This is a genomic window from Streptomyces sp. NPDC046925 (genome assembly GCF_040644915.1).
Classification (GTDB): domain Bacteria; phylum Actinomycetota; class Actinomycetes; order Streptomycetales; family Streptomycetaceae; genus Streptomyces.
Genome location: NZ_JBEYWZ010000002.1, coordinates 348,539 through 365,053 on the forward strand (window position 1 = coordinate 348,539; position 16,515 = coordinate 365,053).

The 16,515-nt window shown below is 70.4% G+C and carries 16 protein-coding genes; 9 read left to right on the forward strand and 7 right to left on the reverse strand.

The window, feature by feature from the left end; genetic code table 11:
• The first annotated feature begins 14 nt into the window (after positions 1-14).
• A complete protein-coding gene (locus ABZ906_RS07960) occupies positions 15-998 on the forward strand; it encodes a BtrH N-terminal domain-containing protein (RefSeq protein ID WP_361378921.1) in 984 nt (327 codons plus the stop codon).
• A 117-nt stretch (positions 999-1,115) separates the two neighbouring features.
• A complete protein-coding gene (locus ABZ906_RS07965; protein ID WP_361378924.1) occupies positions 1,116-1,511 on the forward strand; it encodes a Rid family hydrolase in 396 nt (131 codons plus the stop codon).
• 344 nt (positions 1,512-1,855) lie between these two features.
• On the opposite strand, the gene ABZ906_RS07970 is transcribed toward ABZ906_RS07965, so the two are convergent.
• Positions 1,856-3,295, reverse strand: a complete 1,440-nt coding sequence (locus ABZ906_RS07970) for an FG-GAP repeat protein (protein WP_361378927.1) — start codon at positions 3,293-3,295, stop codon at positions 1,856-1,858.
• 183 nt (positions 3,296-3,478) lie between these two features.
• Positions 3,479-3,895 (reverse strand): MarR family transcriptional regulator, encoded by a 417-nt coding sequence (locus ABZ906_RS07975; protein ID WP_361378930.1) that lies wholly within the window; start codon positions 3,893-3,895, stop codon positions 3,479-3,481.
• Here ABZ906_RS07975 and ABZ906_RS07980 point away from each other — a divergent pair.
• Complete coding sequence (locus tag ABZ906_RS07980) at positions 3,894-4,907, forward strand: alpha/beta hydrolase (RefSeq protein ID WP_361378933.1); 1,014 nt, start codon at positions 3,894-3,896, stop codon at positions 4,905-4,907. The genes ABZ906_RS07975 and ABZ906_RS07980 overlap by 2 nt on opposite strands.
• Before the next feature lie 84 nt (positions 4,908-4,991).
• Here the strand turns inward: ABZ906_RS07980 and ABZ906_RS07985 are convergent, their stop codons facing one another.
• Positions 4,992-7,589, reverse strand: a complete 2,598-nt coding sequence (locus ABZ906_RS07985; protein ID WP_361378936.1) for a DUF6185 family protein — start codon at positions 7,587-7,589, stop codon at positions 4,992-4,994.
• A gap of 288 nt (positions 7,590-7,877) precedes the next feature.
• On the opposite strand from ABZ906_RS07985, the gene ABZ906_RS07990 reads away from it, so the two are divergent.
• Complete coding sequence (locus tag ABZ906_RS07990) at positions 7,878-9,356, forward strand: FG-GAP repeat protein (protein WP_361378938.1); 1,479 nt, start codon at positions 7,878-7,880, stop codon at positions 9,354-9,356.
• A 16-nt stretch (positions 9,357-9,372) separates the two neighbouring features.
• Here the strand turns inward: ABZ906_RS07990 and ABZ906_RS07995 are convergent, their stop codons facing one another.
• A complete protein-coding gene (locus tag ABZ906_RS07995) occupies positions 9,373-10,245 on the reverse strand; it encodes an alpha/beta hydrolase (RefSeq protein ID WP_361378941.1) in 873 nt (290 codons plus the stop codon).
• Positions 10,246-10,315: 70 nt separating this feature from the next.
• On the opposite strand from ABZ906_RS07995, the gene ABZ906_RS08000 reads away from it, so the two are divergent.
• Together ABZ906_RS08000 and ABZ906_RS08005 are read left to right on the forward strand one after the other, a co-directional pair.
• Positions 10,316-11,266 (forward strand): helix-turn-helix domain-containing protein, encoded by a 951-nt coding sequence (locus ABZ906_RS08000; protein ID WP_361378944.1) that lies wholly within the window; start codon positions 10,316-10,318, stop codon positions 11,264-11,266.
• 127 nt (positions 11,267-11,393) lie between these two features.
• Positions 11,394-12,227: a PIG-L family deacetylase gene (locus tag ABZ906_RS08005; RefSeq protein WP_361378947.1), complete on the forward strand. Its 834-nt coding sequence runs from the start codon at positions 11,394-11,396 to the stop codon at positions 12,225-12,227.
• Between the two features lie 63 nt (positions 12,228-12,290).
• Here the strand turns inward: ABZ906_RS08005 and ABZ906_RS08010 are convergent, their stop codons facing one another.
• Entirely contained in the window at positions 12,291-12,698 is a 408-nt protein-coding gene (locus ABZ906_RS08010; protein ID WP_361189898.1) for an ATP-binding protein, read from the reverse strand.
• A gap of 241 nt (positions 12,699-12,939) precedes the next feature.
• Here ABZ906_RS08010 and ABZ906_RS08015 point away from each other — a divergent pair, with 241 nt between their 5' ends.
• Positions 12,940-13,344 carry an STAS domain-containing protein gene (locus ABZ906_RS08015; RefSeq protein WP_361189901.1) on the forward strand — a complete coding sequence of 135 codons (405 nt, stop codon included), beginning with the start codon at positions 12,940-12,942 and terminating at the stop codon, positions 13,342-13,344.
• A gap of 304 nt (positions 13,345-13,648) precedes the next feature.
• On the opposite strand, the gene ABZ906_RS08020 is transcribed toward ABZ906_RS08015, so the two are convergent.
• Positions 13,649-13,819, reverse strand: coding sequence for a hydrophobic protein (locus tag ABZ906_RS08020; RefSeq protein WP_361189904.1), 171 nt, complete (start codon positions 13,817-13,819; stop codon positions 13,649-13,651).
• Positions 13,820-14,113: 294 nt separating this feature from the next.
• On the opposite strand from ABZ906_RS08020, the gene ABZ906_RS08025 reads away from it, so the two are divergent.
• Positions 14,114-14,479, forward strand: coding sequence for a hypothetical protein (locus ABZ906_RS08025; RefSeq protein ID WP_361189907.1), 366 nt, complete (start codon positions 14,114-14,116; stop codon positions 14,477-14,479).
• A 150-nt stretch (positions 14,480-14,629) separates the two neighbouring features.
• Here ABZ906_RS08025 and ABZ906_RS08030 read toward each other — a convergent pair whose 3' ends face one another.
• A complete protein-coding gene (locus ABZ906_RS08030) occupies positions 14,630-15,763 on the reverse strand; it encodes an NAD(P)/FAD-dependent oxidoreductase (RefSeq protein ID WP_361378950.1) in 1,134 nt (377 codons plus the stop codon).
• Positions 15,764-15,816: 53 nt separating this feature from the next.
• Between ABZ906_RS08030 and ABZ906_RS08035 the strand changes: the two genes are divergently transcribed.
• The gene (locus ABZ906_RS08035) at positions 15,817-16,509 is read left to right on the forward strand and encodes a TetR/AcrR family transcriptional regulator (RefSeq protein ID WP_361378953.1); all 693 of its coding nucleotides are present in this window, start codon (positions 15,817-15,819) and stop codon (positions 16,507-16,509) included.
• Positions 16,510-16,515 lie beyond the last annotated feature (6 nt).

Here is a 16,515-nt window from a genome sequence, read left to right on the forward strand (position 1 = left end):
GAACAATGGGCGGCATGAGCATGGTGGAAGGTGTCGATGGGCGCGGTATGCAGCACTGTGAGACGACCGCGTTGGGTGTGCTGCTGCGGCATGAGGGGCTCGACTTGTCCGAGTCGATGCTGTTCGGCCTCGGCTCCGGGCTGTCCTTCATCTACTGGGACAGCAAGGCCATGGGGTTTCCGTTCCTGGGAGGCCGGGTCAAGCCGTTCGAGCTGACCAGGAATCTGGCCACCGTACTGGGGCTCGAGCTGGTGGTCGCGGAGACCACGTCGCCGCGCAAGGGATGGCAGAACGTGGCGACGCCCATCGACGCGGGCCGGCCGGTCGGCCTGCAGCTCGACAGCTACCACCTGGACTACTTCAGCACCAAGGTGCACTTCGGCGGACACGTGGTCGCCATGTACGGCTACGCCGAGGAGAACGCCTACCTGGTGGACACCGCCCCGCAAGGAGGAGCCGTGACGACCGGACTCGCTGGCCTGGCCAGGGCCAGGGCCGAGCGCGGTCCCATGACCGCCAGGCACCGCTCCTTCACCCTCACGGCACCCGGCGGCCTGCCGTCACCGCAGGACCGGATCATCCCCGCGATCAAGACCTGCGCCGACGCCTTCCTCAACCCGCCCATCGCGAACCTGGGCCACCGCGGCATCGGGAAGGCCGCCCAGCAAGTCCCGAAGTGGCTGGAGCGCAGCGACAATCCGGGCGAGGACCTGCCGCGGGCGGCCGTCCTCATGGAGAAGGCCGGCACCGGCGGCGCCCTGTTCCGCAATCTCTACCGCGACTTCCTCGCCGAGTGTGCCCAGCTGATCGACAGCAGGCATCTGCGCACCGGCCACAGCCTGTACGGCGAGGCCGCCGGCCTCTGGTCACAGGTGGCCTCGCTCGTCGCGGCGGCGGGCGCATCCGGAGAGGCGGCCGATCTCGTACAGGCCGGTTCGATTCTGCACGACCTCTCGCGCATCGAGCGCGAAGCGATGCAGGCGCTCAGCATGCTCTAGGCAGGGCGCCTGCATCGCTTCCGCGGTCCGGGGGGGGGCGGCGGAAGTGCGGGCAACGGTGCCCGGTGATACGCCTGTCGTCGAGGTGGTATCGGGCGGCCCGTAGAGCGGAGCAGCATGAGCAAGGCAGAGATCGGCCCGCGCATGGCGGGCGGGAAGCTGATGTACAACCGTGCCGTCCGCGTCGATGAGCCCCGCAGTTGGCTCTTCATGGCCGGGCACGAGGCCCGCGACGATGAAGGGAGCATCGCCCATAAGGGCGATATGGCCGGCCAGATCAGGCTCACGCTGCGGCGGCTCGGAGAGACCGTCGCCGAGGGAGGCATGACGATGGCGGACGTGGTGCAGATCCGTATCGTCACGACCGATCTCGCGGCGTGTGTGGCCCAGTACGACGTGCTCATGGACGGACTCGCCGCGCTTCACTGCCGACCGGCCAGTCTCCTTGCGGAAGTCAGCGCCCTGTCCGATCCCGACATGCTCATCGAGATCGAGGCCGTCGCAGCACGCTGAGACGCCGCCGTGCGGGTCGGGTGGTGACTCACTCGGACCGCACAACGCACAGCCCGCGCAGGCTACCGCGCGGGCTGTGCGGGAACGGGCCGGGGCCCCCGCCGGGAAAGTGCGCAGGGCTCATACGCTGGCGGGTCCCCGCAGTCGCCGCCTGACCTGCCCCGGACATGAACGCGGCCTACGTCACCTCACCCCGGCCCCGCCGACACGATTCGCTACGGCCGCGCGTCGAGGACGGACATGAGCGGGGGCGCCTCGTCCTCGACACGTAACCAGCCGTCATTGATGACGTATCCAGTGCGCGCAGGTCCTCCGCACCGCACGGCGGGAGGGCAGGCGGAGGTCTACGACCCCAGCACTTCGCCGTACTTGATGGCCCCGTTGGGCAGCGCGAAGCCGAACGGGGTCAGCGACTTGCCGAGCGGGTACGTCTCCTCGGTGCTGCCCGGCGCGAACCAGACGCCGCCCGAGCGGGGCTCACCGGCGTTCTCGCCGGGCGCGCTGACCGCGGTGTCGCCCAGCCCGTCGCGGTTGTAGTCGCCGACGGCCACCCGGGCGCCGAAGCGGTCGCCGGCCTCGGCGGTGCCGGGCATGTTCGGGGTGCTCTGGCTGCGGGCCAGGCCCCCGCGAAGGCCGCTCTCCGTGCCGTTGAGAGTGACGTAGCCGCCCGCGTCCTTCACGGTGCCGACGTCCTCGCCCGGCACGCCGACCACCAGTTCCGGACGGCTGTCGCCGTTCAGGTCGCCGGCAGCCAGCGCGGCGCCGAAGCTGTCGCCTTCCTCGGCGGCGCCGCCGACATCCTGGCTGGACTGCGTGACACACTCGTCCTCGGTACCGAAGTCCGCGCTCTTCGAGCCCTTGAGCAGCAGCACCGCGCCGCCGAGCCGGTCCGTGCAATGCGTGAACTCCGTCTCGAAATTGGGCGCTACGAGGCCGACCGCGAGGTCGTCCGTGCCGTCCCTGTCGAAGTCGGCGGCGGCGAGCGCGCTGCCGCGGTCGGAGTCGGACCACCACCGGGCGGGCTTGCCCTCGTCGTCCCAACGGGTGATGAAGGTGCCTGCGTCCTCCATGGCGTACCACGTGGTGGCGAGGTCGTCCCGGCCGTCGCCGTCGAAGTCACCGGTGACCAGGTCCTGGGTGCGGCCGCCCATGCTGTAGTGGCGCAGGGAGGTGGGGGTCACGGGGTCGGCGGTGAGCGGGCCCGGGCGGAACATGAGCGAGCCGGCCTCCTCGCCGCCCGTGCCGTACGCGAGGTCGGTGTCGCCGTCGCCGTCGTAGTCGCCGGTGGCGATGGTGCTGCCGATCTTGCTGAACTCGGACGCGCCCCTGGCCACGGTGGTGCCCTTGACGTTCCACTCCGAGCCGTCCAGGACGGTGATGGTGCCCTCGTCCTGGTGCTGCTCGGAGGTCAGGGACTCGCCGCTCGCGCCGACGACGAGCTCGGACGCGCCGTCGCCGTCCACGTCGACGGTTGCCACGGCAGAGCCGAAGCGGTCGCCCGCCTCGGGCGTGCCGGGTATGCCGGCCTCGGCCTGGCTGATGACTCCGGTGGACTGACTCGGGCTCTGCGGGCCGCCGAAGATCACGCTGACGTAGCCGGCCTTGGCCTTGCCGTTGACCGTGGCGTTGGGCATGCCGACCGCGATGTCCGCGTAGCCGTCGCCGTTGAAGTCGAACCGCGGAGTCGTGACCGCCGCGGCGGCGCTCCCGGCGAGCGGCAGGGTCAGGCCCGCGGAGGTGAGAGCGGCTACGGCCGCGGTGGCGGCCAGGATACGTACACGCACGGTGGAACTCCCGTGGTCGAAGGAGGTCATGAAGGGGAAAGGCTTCCGGGGGTGTGACTCACGAGGCGTACGCGGGGTTGTGCGACTGAGGCCGCCGGGTGAACGCAATGTGCCCTGGTTGGAGTTCGGCGGCCCTGGGATATGCAGGAGCGAGGTCCCCGGCCAACCGCCGCCGTCACGACCTCATGCGGGCGGGGCGAGCATCTCCCGCAAGATGCGCTGCAGTTCGGTGCGGTCCCGTGGGGTGATCCTCGCCAGCCTTCGGTCGTACTCCGCGGCGAGGGCCGCAAGCGCCCGATCCCGCGCCTCGACACCTTCGGCGGTCAGTACGAGCCGGTGGCGCCGCAAGTCCGCGTCGTCGATCTCGCGCCGGATGAACCCCTTGGCGACGAGGTTGCGGACGTAGACCGTCACGCTCGCCTTGGGCAGCAGCAGCGCCGCCGCGATCTCGGCCGGGTAGGGCGATGCCTCGACCTCGGCCAGGACGAAGAACTCCTTCGTCTCGAGACCGAGTTCGGCCAGCTCCCGCGTGCAGGCGTCCATCACGACACTCAGCAGCCGCTGGTTCAGAGTCCACAGCTGCGCTCCGTCTGCCGCCATGCGCACCCCCGTTCAAGTGGTACCGTTCTGTACTAGTTCCAAATTGTACCAGTGGCTTTTCTGTACTGGCCGTGTACGGAACAACAACCCACGAAGGGCGCCCCCCATGCTTCAGCGCTTGACGATCCCGCGCGGACCGATCGAACTCGCCGCCGACCTCCACCTGCCCGACGACGCCACACCGCTGCGCACCGTGGTGCTCTCCACCCCCGGCAGCAGCGTGAAGGAACAGATCGGCGCCAACTACGCCTCCCGCCTCGCCGCCCGCGGCATCGCGGCCCTCGTCATGGACCCCGCCCATCAGGGACAGAGCGGAGGCGAACCCCGCGACCTGGAAGACCCGTACCGCCGCGGCGAGGACATCTCCTACGCGATCGACGCGCTCACCACGATCCCCGGTATCGACCCGCGGCGCATCGGCGTCCTCGGCATCTGCGCCGGCGGCGGCTACGCCGTGCACACCGCCCGCACGGACCACCGCATCAAGGCCGTCGGAACGGTCGTCCCCGGCAACATGGGCACCTCGTTCCGCGGCTTCCAGTTCGACGGCCCGGCCGCCGCACTCGACGCCCTCGCCGACGCGCGCATCGAGGAATCCCGCTCCGGCGAGATGGCCCGGGTGAACTGGCTGCCCGACACCCTGGAGGACGCGGAGGCGGCCGGTGCGACCGACATCGACACGACCCAGGCGATCACCTATTACCGCACCGAACGAGGCGGCAACGAGCACTCCACCAACCGACGCCTCGCGCGCAGCGACTCGCTCCTGCTGGGCTACGACGCGTTCCACCTGGTCGACCAGCTCCTGACCCAGCCGCTGCAGGTCATCCTCGCCGGACGCATCGGCAATACCGGCTCCTACGAAGCCGGCATGCAGCTGTGGAAGATGGCGCCCAACCCGGTCGACCTCATGGTGATCGACGGCGCCGGGCACTACGAGATGTACGACGAGCCCGAGTACGTCGACGCCGCCGTCGAACGGCTCACCGACTTCTACGTCAACAACCTGTAGGACAGCCCCGCTGCATCGAGCCGGCCTGCCCCGATCGGCCCCGCTTCTCCCGCACGGCCCGCTGACCCGCCCGCTCTGCCATGTCTACGGCTCGGGGGGTCCTTCGCTCTGCGGCGGAACCGCGTCGGGGGCCGCCAGGAACTGCCAGATCGTGATGATGGCGATGATCTGACCGATGAGGTAGGCGACCTGCAAGGAGTAATACCGCATCTGGTACACGGACAGCAGCAACCCCAACCGGCTCTGCCAGTAGCGCCGTTCACCCCGGAACGTGTCGAGGTCCAGCGCGATCGACGTGACCGTGAGGACGAACAGCATGGTCGAGATCTGGAGCGCCAGGTTGGTCGCGCCCTCCCGGGTGAACCAGCCGACCAGCCCGTCCAGTGCGGCGGGCGCGGCGAACGCGACGGCGACGGGGATCGCCTTGCTGGCTCCCCGGCGTCCGGGAAGCACCCGCCACAGGGAGCCCAGGACGAAGCCCGCCGCGGCGAACGTGGTCATCCAGGAGACGAACGTGAGCGTCAGTCCCGGCAGGCCGGTCTGGTCCGAGAGCGTGTTCTGCCATGCCTCTCCCCGGACCCACTCCGCCCACGTGTTGAAAGCGGCGGCCACAAGCCCCGGCAGCAGCGCCCAGCGGGCGCCTCGCACGCCGTTGCCCCACCAGTCGTCCCGCGGCCCGAGCGCCAGGGCCGCGTCCACCACGGACTCGGTGGCCGGCAGCCGTTCGGCGGCGACTCCCGGAACACTGATCGAGTCCCAGTCGTGCAGCTTCTCCAACTCTTTTTCCAGGGCGGCGCGTTGGGGAGGCACATCACCGAAGAGCCCTTGGTCCAGGCGGCGCAGCTCGGCATGGATCTCCCGGTAGGAGCGGGCCTTGGCCAGCAGCTTCCGGCGAGTCAGCGGCCCCACCGCCGTGGCCAGGGGGCGCTGCGAGACCTCGAAGGGCTGGGCCAGAACGGAACGGCGGGCCAGCAGCCCCGTCACGGCGTACAGCGCCAGCATGTACAGGGGGATCCACAGGGATTCGAGCAGGGCGATGCCCAGGTGGTTCTGGACGTCCAGGCCGATCGCGAGCGGGAAGAGCGCCAGGAGCAGGAGGCGGTCGGAGGGGTCGTCGAGCGGCGAGAGCGACGCGGAGTCGTGCCAGGTGGCCAGGACCGCGATGACGGCCAGGGTGGTGAGCAGCCAGCCGTGGTAGCCGATGAGCCAGCTGTCGACGTAGGAGACCGACCACATCGCCTCCCAGAGGAAGTCCGCCCGGTGCTCCGCTCCGTACGCGGGGTCCACCGGATTGGCCAGCCAGCTGGCCCGCTGCCAGTTGCGTTCCTCGGCCATCGCGAAACACACGGCCATGATCGCGGTGGTCACGAGGACCGCGGGCAGGGCCGTGGCAACCTTCAGTCGCCGCTCCTGGCCGGGGTATCGGCGGCTTTTCGGCAGGATCTGCCCGTCGGCGGCCAGCCGCCAGGCGGCAGCCGCGAAGGCGAGCAGCACCAGGGCAGCCAGGCCGAAGGAACCGGCGAACTGCAGGGCCAGTCCCGTCTCCAGCTCCCCGTACTCCGTCCCCGATACGAGATAACTGCTCGGGGGTGCGATGACCGTCCACAGCAGGGCCGTGGTGACCAGCGGCAGGAGCGACAGCGCGATGGCCGTCCAGCGGATGGGCCACGGTGGACGGGCGAAGGCGAACAGTATGACCACGCACAGCAGGGTCAGGCCGTGCCGGATGACGAGTTGCAGGTCGAAGTGGAGCGCGGTGCCCGCGAGGTCCAGGTGCTTCTCGATCAGGCCTTCCGCCTGGGCGATCAGGTAGAGGGGGATCGTGACCAGAGCCCACAGCCTCAGATTGCCCAGACTGCGGCGCTGTTCGCCGGTAGGGGTGCCGGGACGATCGCGATAGCGCCGAAACGCCGTAAGGAGCAGGGCGGCCATCACACCGACCCAGAGGAGGGAGCCCAGCAGATCCAGTGCCATGGCCGTCTGGTGATCGCCCCGAGCGGCCAGGGAGCGCTGCCATGGCGGCCGTGTCGTCACCGTCACGCGCAGGCTTTCGGGTGTGCCCGCCACGGGCTGTTCCTTCGCCTGACCCGCGCGACCGGGCCGCCACACCAAGGCAGTGGCGCCGTCGCCCGTCTTCGGCTCGGGATTCGCCCGCTGGGCTCCGGAGCGCCCCAGGTCCACGGTGATCTGGTCCCACCGGGCGCCCCGCAGGGCCAGTGGCACCATGAGTTCCAGCGACCACTCCCCCGTGTCCGCCGGCTGGATCTGCCACACCCCCACCTCGGTGGAGGAGCTGTTGTCGACCCAGCCGTACGCCTCGTAACTGACCTTGACCCGGCCGCCTTTCGAGACCACCGACGGATTCCCGGGCCGCCACTCGGACCAGCGCTCACCGTCGTCCGGGGAGTCGTCCGGGGAGTCGAACTCCGGCGCCGCCGCACGGCTGAGGCAGGTCATGGCACCGATGTAGGGACGACTCCGCTCACCGAGCAGGAGGTCATGCGCGAAAGGCCAGGTTTCGGGGACATCCACCGACAGCTCGCTGACGACCTTCGTGTAGGGGTGGTTGTCGTGCTCAAGGCGCACCGAGGTCGTGACCTTGGCGCGCGCGAGTGCCGCGCTCTCGCATCCGTCGCCGGCCGCCGGCCCCGACGCGTGAGCGGTCCCCGGTGCGACCAGCATGAATAACAGGCACATCGTGGTCGATACGAACCACACGCATGCACGATCCCTCAATGAACCCGCCCCCAGGTCGTCCCCCGGCATCCTGCCGCATCTCGCCGACCACGCCACGGCAACGGACGAATCCCTCGCGGACACGCGGTCGCAAGCGGCCCGGCGCTGCCGTCTGCTCTCCCGACCGTCAACTGTCCGGTCGGCTGTACGAGCGGCCTGACCGCGTACAACCAGCTCAGCCCTTCGACGGTCACACCAGTTAGCCCACCCCCCGTCGACCGAGTGGGAGCTCTCATGCCGTACAGCCGTCGCATCCTCACCTACGCCATCGCTGCCGCCGCCGCGGCCACCGCCGGGTTCGTGTTCCCGGCCGGCGCCACCGCTGCCGCGCCGGGTACCGCTCTGAGTGACTTCAACGGCGACGGCTACGCGGACCTCGCCGTCGGTGTCCCGGACGGCACCGTCGCGGGCCAGGCCAAGGCCGGGTACGTGAACATCGTCTGGGGCGGCAAGAAGGGCGTCGGCGCCCACGGGAGCATCCGCGTCAGCCAGGCCACCGCCGAGGTACCCGGCTCCCCGGAGGCGGGCGATCGCTTCGGCGCGTCCGTGGCGCTGACCGACCTCAACGGCGACGGCATCGCCGAACTGCTCGCCGGAGCCCCCGGCGAGGACGTCACCGACCGCGGTACGGACGCGGGGCTTGTCACCGTCGTGGGCGGCTCGAAGAGCGGGCCGGGACCGGGGGCGTCGGTTCTCAGCGGCCCCTCGCCGTCGGCCGCGTACGGCAGATCGGTCGCGGCGGCCGACCTGACCGGCGGCGACAACGGCGGCAACAAGGCGATCGTGGTCGGCGGTACCGACAAGGTCGTCGCCCGTGTCATCCAGGGCGAGGACAGCATGATCACCACTATCGTCGCCGCCCCCATGGGCGGCCGTGCCCCCGTCCTGGCCACCGGCGACTTCGACAGCGACGGCACGGCGGACCTGGCCGTGGCGTACTGGACCGCGGGCAACCCCAACACGCAGTCCCACGTACGCCTGTTCAAGTGGGACGCCGAGCGGTCCGAGATGGCCAACTTCTGGAACACGGACAACGCCGGAGTGAGCGCCCTGGCAGCGGGCGACTTCGACGGCGACGGCCATGACGACCTGGCGCTCGGCGAGTGCCGTGAGATCGCCGACGAGAACATCGACGACCCGTGCGGTCCCGAGAAGCTCGCCAAGGGAGGCGGCATCCACGTCCACTACGGAAGCGACGCGGACGGCTCCTTCGGCACACGTGCCCAGACCCTGAACCAGGACACGGCCGGTGTCCCCGGGGTGGCCGAGGACGGCGACCGCTTCGGTGCCGCCCTGGCCGTCACCGACGTCAACCGCGACGGCCGCGACGACCTGATCGCGGGCGCACCCGGTGAGGCCATCGGGAACGAGAAGAGGGCGGGCGCCGCCTGGCTGCTGCGGGGCGGAGCCCGGGGGCTGCTCGGCGCGGGCGGCGCGGCCGCGTCCGTCGCCTGGAACCAGGACACCGCCCGCGTGCCGGGCGTCGCCGAGGCGGGCGACAGTTTCGGCGCGGCGGTCGCCGCGGACGACTACAACGCCGACGGCGTACCCGATGTCACGGTCGGTTCCCCGGGCGAGAACGCGTCCCTGGGCGCCGTATGGCTCCTGCCCCGCGGCGCGGCCGCGGATTCGGCGGCCTTCTCGCCCCGCACGCTGGGCCTGCCCTACCTCTCCACGGCCCACAAGTACGGCAACCCGCTGAACGGCCGCTGAGCGCGCCCCGCCGCCGCTACCGCGCGAAGAAGTCGGCGAGCGCGCCGCCGATCCGGTCCGGCGCGTTCTCCGTCGGGATGTGGTCCGCGCCGGGGATCCGGATGAGCGTGGTGTGGGGGATCTCCGACGCGAACCGCTCGGCGTACTCCACCTTCTCGAAGGCGTCGTCCTCGCCCCAGATCAGCAGCTTGGGCACCGCGGACCGCCTCAGCGCGGGAAGGAGATCGAGGGTGTAGCGGCTGTCGGCCGCGCCTGCAAGGGCCATCCAGGAGCGGCGCACCCGCGGGTCGGTCCACGGGTCCGCGTAGTCCGCGATCCGCTGCTCGGTGGCGGCCCCGGCCAGCGCGTCGGCCACCGCCTGCCGACGGGCGGCAAGGACGTCATCTGCCGCAGTCCCAGGACCCCGGAACCGGGCCACGTGGGGCGCGGGCCAGGAGTCGTAGGTGACGGAGTTGACCAAGGCGAGGCGGGACAGCTCGAGCCGGTCGTGGACGAGCAGGTGCTGGGCGATGGCGCCGCCAATGTCGTGGCCCGCCACGGCGATCGCCCCGGAGATCTCCAGCGCGGACGCGAATCGCGCCACCCAGTCCGCCAGTGCCGGGACGGTCGCCGTTTCCGGGGTGAGCTCGCCTCCCGAACGCCCCAGTCCGGGGAGATCGACCGCGACGGGCCGCAGCCCCGCCTCGGCCAGGCGGCCCATCACCGGAAGCCAGACCCGGCTCCAGTACGTCCCGTGCAGCAGCAGGACGACTGGACCGTCCTGCTCCACGGTCAGGTAGCTGGCCCTTTCGCCGTCGACGCGGACCACGCGCCGGACCACTTCCGTTCCGGTGCTTTCAGTTCCGGTGCTTTCACGTCCGGTGACTTCGCTTCCGGTGCTCTCACTCATACATCCACTGTCACCGGGGCCGGGCTGCCGGCCGAGAGTCCAGAAAGACACCTTCAAGTACATTCTTGCCATGCGCCCTCATCGGGTGGTGGCCCTTCTCAGCCCGCCCCAGTCGCCCTTCGAGCTCGCCTGCGCCTCCGAGGTCTTCGGCACCGACCCGCAGGACGGGCCGGCCCGCTACAGCTTTCGGGTGTGCGCCGAGCAGCCCGGCCCTCTGCGCACCACCGCCGGCTTCACGATGCTCGTCGACGCGGGGCTGGCGGCGCTGGAGGAGGCGGACACCGTGGTCGTGCCCGGCTACCGGCAGCACGGCACTCCGGTGCCCGCGACCGTCACCGACGCGCTGCGGGCCGCCCACCGGCGCGGGGCGCGGATCGTCGCCATCTGCACGGGTGCGTTCGTCCTGGCCGGTGCCGGACTGCTCGACGGCCGCCGTGCCACCACGCACTGGCGCAGCACCGCCCGGCTCGCCGCCGCCTTCCCCGAAGTACAGGTGGACCAGGACGTGCTCTTCGTCGACCACGGCGACGTGGCGACCAGCGCCGGAACCGGAGCCGGAATCGACCTGTGCCTGCACCTGGTGCGCTCCGACCACGGCGCGGCATACGCCGCCCGGATCGCCCGGAACATGGTCCTGCCGCCGCACCGGGAGGGCAGCCAACTCCAGTACGCCGCACCACCCCCACCGGCACGGGCGGACGATTCTCTGGCGCCACTGCTGGAGTGGGCCTCCTCCCGGCTCGGCAGCCGGCTGACCCTCGACCGCCTCGCCGCACACGCCGGGCTCTCCGGCCGCACCCTCGCGCGGCGCTTCACCGAACAGCTCGGCACCAGCCCGGGACAGTGGCTGCTCGGCCAGCGCCTCGACGCGGCACGAGCACTCCTGGAGCAGACCGACCTGCCGGTCGAGACCATCGCCGACCGGGTCGGGCTCGCCTCGGCGGTCAACCTGCGGCGCCGTTTCCGGGCACATCTGGGCACCACACCCGGCGCCTACCGACGGACCTTCGGCGGTAGGTGAACCCAGAGGCCCCCGGGCGGCCCGTGCGTGCCGGGAACATACGCTCCGGTCGGCACAGTTGCATCGACCGAGGGCCGGCGCGCCCTGAGACCGATACGTATACGTACATCTGCAAAAGGACTTTTTCATGGCTGACCGGCCTTTGACGCTCATGGCAGTGCACGCCCACCCCGACGACGAGGCCACCAGCACCGGTGGGGTCCTCGCGCAGTATGCGGCGGAAGGAATCCGCACGGTGCTCGTGACCTGTACCGACGGCGGCTGCGGTGACGGGCCGGGGGGTGTCAAGCCGGGCGAGCCGGGGCACGATCCGGCGGCCGTCGCGCTGATGCGCCGCCAGGAACTTCAGGAGAGCTGCGACGTCCTGAAGATCAGCGATCTGGAGATGCTGGACTACGCCGACTCCGGAATGATCGGCTGGCCGAGCAACGAGGCCCCCGGATCCTTCTGGCAGACCCCCGTGGAGGTAGGCGCCGCGCGGCTCGCGCGGCTCATGGAGCACTACCGGCCCGATGTGGTCGTCACGTACGACGAGAACGGTTTTTACGGCCACCCCGACCACATCCAGGCCCACCGCATCACGATGGCGGCGGTGGAGATGACCGCGCTGACGCCGAAGGTGTACTGGACGACGATGCCCCGCTCGGGGATGCAGCGGTTCGGGGAGATCATGCGCGAGTTCCACCCGGACATGCCGGAGCCGGATCCCGCCGAGGCCGCCGCGATGGCCGAGATCGGTCTTCCCGACGACGAGATCACCACCTGGGTGGACACCACCGCTTTCAGCGGCCAGAAGTTCGACTCGCTGGCCGCGCACGCCAGTCAGGGCGAGAACATCTTCTTCCTCAAGATGGGCAAGGAGAGGTTCGGCGAGTTCATGGGCGTGGAGACCTTCGTACGCGTCCAGGACCCGACCGGCGCGCCCCTGCCCGAGAACGACCTCTTCGCCGGACTGCGCTGAGTCCGGCGCGGCGGACTCACAGGTCCGCCAGATGGCCGGTGCCGGTCTGGTGACCGGCACCGGTCAGGTGAGCGCCAGCGCTGCCGTGACGGTCTTGCCGTCCGGCTGCACCTCGACGTGCAGACGCGAGCACAGGCGCTCGACGACCATCCAGCCGTGGCCGCCCGGCCGACCAGGACCGCCCGGGCGGCGCCGCGGCACTTCCGCGCTGCTGTCGCTCACCCGCAGCTCGAACTCGTCCCCGTTCATGCGGGCGCTGAGGCGGGTCACGCCACCCGCGTGCAGGAGCGCGTTGGCCGTCAGCTCACTGACCACGAGCAGCGCGTCATCACGCAGGCGCTGCGCGCGGGGCAGTGGCAGGCCGCAGCAGACCTCTACCAGCACCTCGCGGACGGCAGATCGTGCATCGGCACAGCTGATGTCCCCTGCTTCCACGATTTCCACTGTTTCCACTGCCTCGGCGACGCTCATCGCAGCGTTGGTCCTCTCCCCGTACATGTCCAGTCACCGCTCTCGTATCGGTCGGTCCTTCTCCACCTGCCCGGAGCGGTCAACCTCACACCCCGCCTCCGGGTACACCCCCGGCCATCCCGCCAGGGCCCGAGTCGATCCCCCGAAGGGATCCCGATGGGGTTGCCACTCATACCCGGCCGAGCCGTATCTCGGCGGATCTGCTGGTCACGCGGGTTCAGACATGTGGCAGGCTCACGGGATGGTTCCCGACCAACAGAGCATCGATGTCACCCGGCAGGACCGGGTGACCGTCGTTTCCTTCCGCAACGAGCTCGACCTCGAAGACACCACCGAGGCGACGCTCGCACTGTCCCGTGCCCTCACGGACACCGGCACCGCAGGGACGCTGCTTGACCTGGCGGAGCTCACCTTCGCCGACAGCACCCAGCTCAACGTGATCCTGCGCGCACACGGCGAACACCAGGACGCACGGCGGCCCTTCGTCATCGCCGGCCCCTACCAACCCGGCATAGCGCGGCTCTTCGAGGTCACCGGCGTCACCAGCGTCCTGGATCTGACCGACAACCGCAGCGAGGGTGTGCGGCGCGTCCACGCACGCTTCGACACCGCCCGCGCCGCCGCGCCGGACGAGACCGGACACTGAGCACGGGAAGCCGCTCTGAGCAGTAACTGGTCGCAGCCCGGGTTCCAGCGACAGACTTGTTTGGCAACGCGAATCGGCCCCCGCATGCCTGGAGGGGCAGAGGTCCCGCTGCGGTGATCCGCGGGGGCCGGTGCACACCGCACCTACCTGACACGGCATCCGATACGCCCGATTCGCTCCGCAGCATCCACTGGATTTACGAAAAAGAGTGGGCCCGGCCGTCCCGGACCGGGCCCACTCTTGTCTGATGCCGCATTCAGCGGCCGCGCACCGCCCAACGGGCACGGGGGTGTTCAGGTGCGCGTCACCATCGGTACCAGCGGCCCTTGCGGCCGCCGCTCGCAGCGGGCCGGATCACGAAGCCCAGCAGCCATACGACCAGAACAATGACCGCGATCCACCACAACGCCTTAAGAGCAAAGCCGGCGCCGAAAAGAAGCAGAGCAAGAAGAAGAACTACCAGCAGGGGAACCATCGTTATTACCTCCTGGCCACCATGTGCTCTTGGCCCGCATCCACAAACACGTAAAGGAGCGGGTTTCTTTCTCGCGGCATAGGGCATTCGGTCGCGCCCCCGAATACGACCTGCCGCCTCTGCCGCCTGCTGCCTGCTGCCTGCTGCCTGCCGTGAAGATTCGAACACCTGAAGTTTGACCGGGCATTGAGCGGCAACACGGTCCGCATGGCTGAAGAGAGAAGACCCTCTGATGACAACGCGAAGACCACAGCCGCCAAGAAGCGGTCCACCGCGAGTACAGGAGCGCGCAAGGTGAACACCACCGCACAGAAGGCAAAGCAGGAATCGGCCGAGGCCGCCGAAAAGGCGAAGGGTTCCGCCGAAGGGGCGGCCGACGCCGCCGGCTCCGGTGCGCATTCCCTCGGTCTCGCGACCCAGCGTGCCAAGCAGGCGGCAGCCGCGGGCATCGAAAGCGGCGGCAAGACAGTGGTGTCGGCCACCGGCAAGGTCGCTTCGACGGCCGTCGCGGGCTGGACCCTGGTCAAGAACCGCAAGGCCATAGCCGCGGGCACCGCCGCCGGCCTGGTCAGCGTGGCCGGTGTCGCCTTCACCGCCGGACGCCGCACGGCGAAGGTCCAGGGCGGCCCGCTGACCCGGCTGACCCATGGCCGCATCTGACGTTCGCCGCACCGACGCACCACACCCGGGCGCCGGGGCGCAGAGAAGGCTCACTCCTCTCTCCGCCCCGGCGCCCGAAGCCGTGTACGGGGGGATCCCTTGCCCGCCACCTGTTGGCCGCCCGTGAACTCCCCGCCGACCGATGACGATTTAAGGCTGGACCGCGTCGAAGAGGGCGAGGGCCTGAGTGGGGTCGGGGCTTACGAGGCGTTCCAGGCCGGCTGTGGTGATGCCCGCCCACCGGCTGGCCCGTGACCACATCTGCTCCTCGAAGGCGCGGACGGCAGCGTCCAGGTCGGAGGGGCCCGCGGCGATGGCCTCGGCGAGTTCGGCGCCCTCCAGCATCGCGAGGTTCGCGCCCGCCCCCAGCGGGGGCATCAGGTGGGCTGCGTCGCCCAGCAGCGTCACTCCGGGGACGTGGGTCCAGGTGTGGTCCACGGGCAGGGTGTAGAGAGGGCGTCGGACGAATGCCGCGCCGTGGCGGAGGAGTTCGAGGACGGGAGCGGCCCAGCCGTCGAACAGGGCCAGCAGGTCTGCTCGTACGGCCTCGGCGTCGGCCCGCGCACCGGCCTCGCCGTCGGCCGGGTGCGGATGCCGGTCCAACTCCGCGCGGTACTGGGCGTAGACCTTGACGTGGCCGCCGCTGTTGCGCTGGGCGACGAGCGCGCGGTTCACCCCGTGCACAGCCACCGAGCCGTCCCCGACCAGCCGGGCCAGGTCGGGGTGGCGGGTATCGACGTCGTCCAGCGAGGACTCGACCAGGGTGACGCCGGTGTACCGCGGTGTCACGGACGAGACCGCTGGGCGGACCCGGGACCAGGCACCGTCCGCGCCGACCACCAGGTCGAACGTCTCCTGCCGCCCGTCCGTGAAGCAGACAAGGGCCTCACCTGCGCCGCGCGGCACGACCTGTGTCACCGCCCGTCCCCACTCGACGTCCACCGGCCCCAGCAGCAGGTCACGGAGCTGCCCGCGGTCGATCTCGGGGTTGGCCCGCTCCCCCGGATCGGGCCGCCAGTCGCGCAGGACGGTTCCGTCGGTGGCCAGCATGCGCATTGCCTGCCCCTCGGGGCGCGACAGTGCCTCGAATTCCTTCAGCACCCCCGCCTTCTCCAGCGCCAGCTGGCCGAGCCCTTTGTGCAGATCCAGCGTGCCGCCCGCAGGCCGGGCATCACGGCTTGCGTCGCGTTCCAGGACCGTGACGGGGTGACCATGCCGGTGCAGGACACGTGCGAAGGCAAGCCCGGCCGGTCCAGCACCGACCACGGCGATACGTCGTCTCATGTCGATACACTGTATTGGCACGCTACAGCGCATCGCAACAGTACGGTGTGACCATGACTGTTTGGGACCGACCGGAGCCATCGAACCGCCCCGTACCGCTCGACCGGGAGCGGATCGTGGCCGCCGCCATCGCGCTGGCCGACGAAGGCGGGCTCGAGGCGGTGTCGTTGCGCAAGGTCGCCGGCCGGCTCGATGCCGGCCCGATGCGGCTGTACGGATACATCTCCACCAAGGAGGAGCTGTTCGACCTCATGGTGGACGAGGTCCAGGCCGAGATCGTCCCCGATGAGCAGCCCGATGACGGGCGTGAGGCGCTGCGCGCCCTCGCCCACCGCACCAGACAGGCCGCCCTCCGTCACGAATGGCTGGCCGACCTCCTGGGAGGTCGCCCGGCCATGGGCCCGAACGGCCTCGCCGTCGCCGAGGCCACGCTGGCTCCCCTCGCCGGCCTCGCCGACATCGACACCGTCATGCGGGCCGTGGAAACCGTCAGCGCCTACTTCACCGGCGCGATCAGGCGCGAGATCGCACACCTGAGGGCCGAGCGCGCCACGGGCCAGACCAAGCTCGACTGGCAGCGCGCCCACGGCCCGCACGTGACGAAAATGCTGGCCACGGGCCGCTTCCCGTCGCTGGCCAAGGTCGTGCACGACGGCACGCACGTCGACGCGGAGGCATCTTTCACCACCGGCCTGGAGTGGGTACTCGACGCCGTGTCCGCCCAACTCACCGGGCCGCCCGCCTGAGGCCGG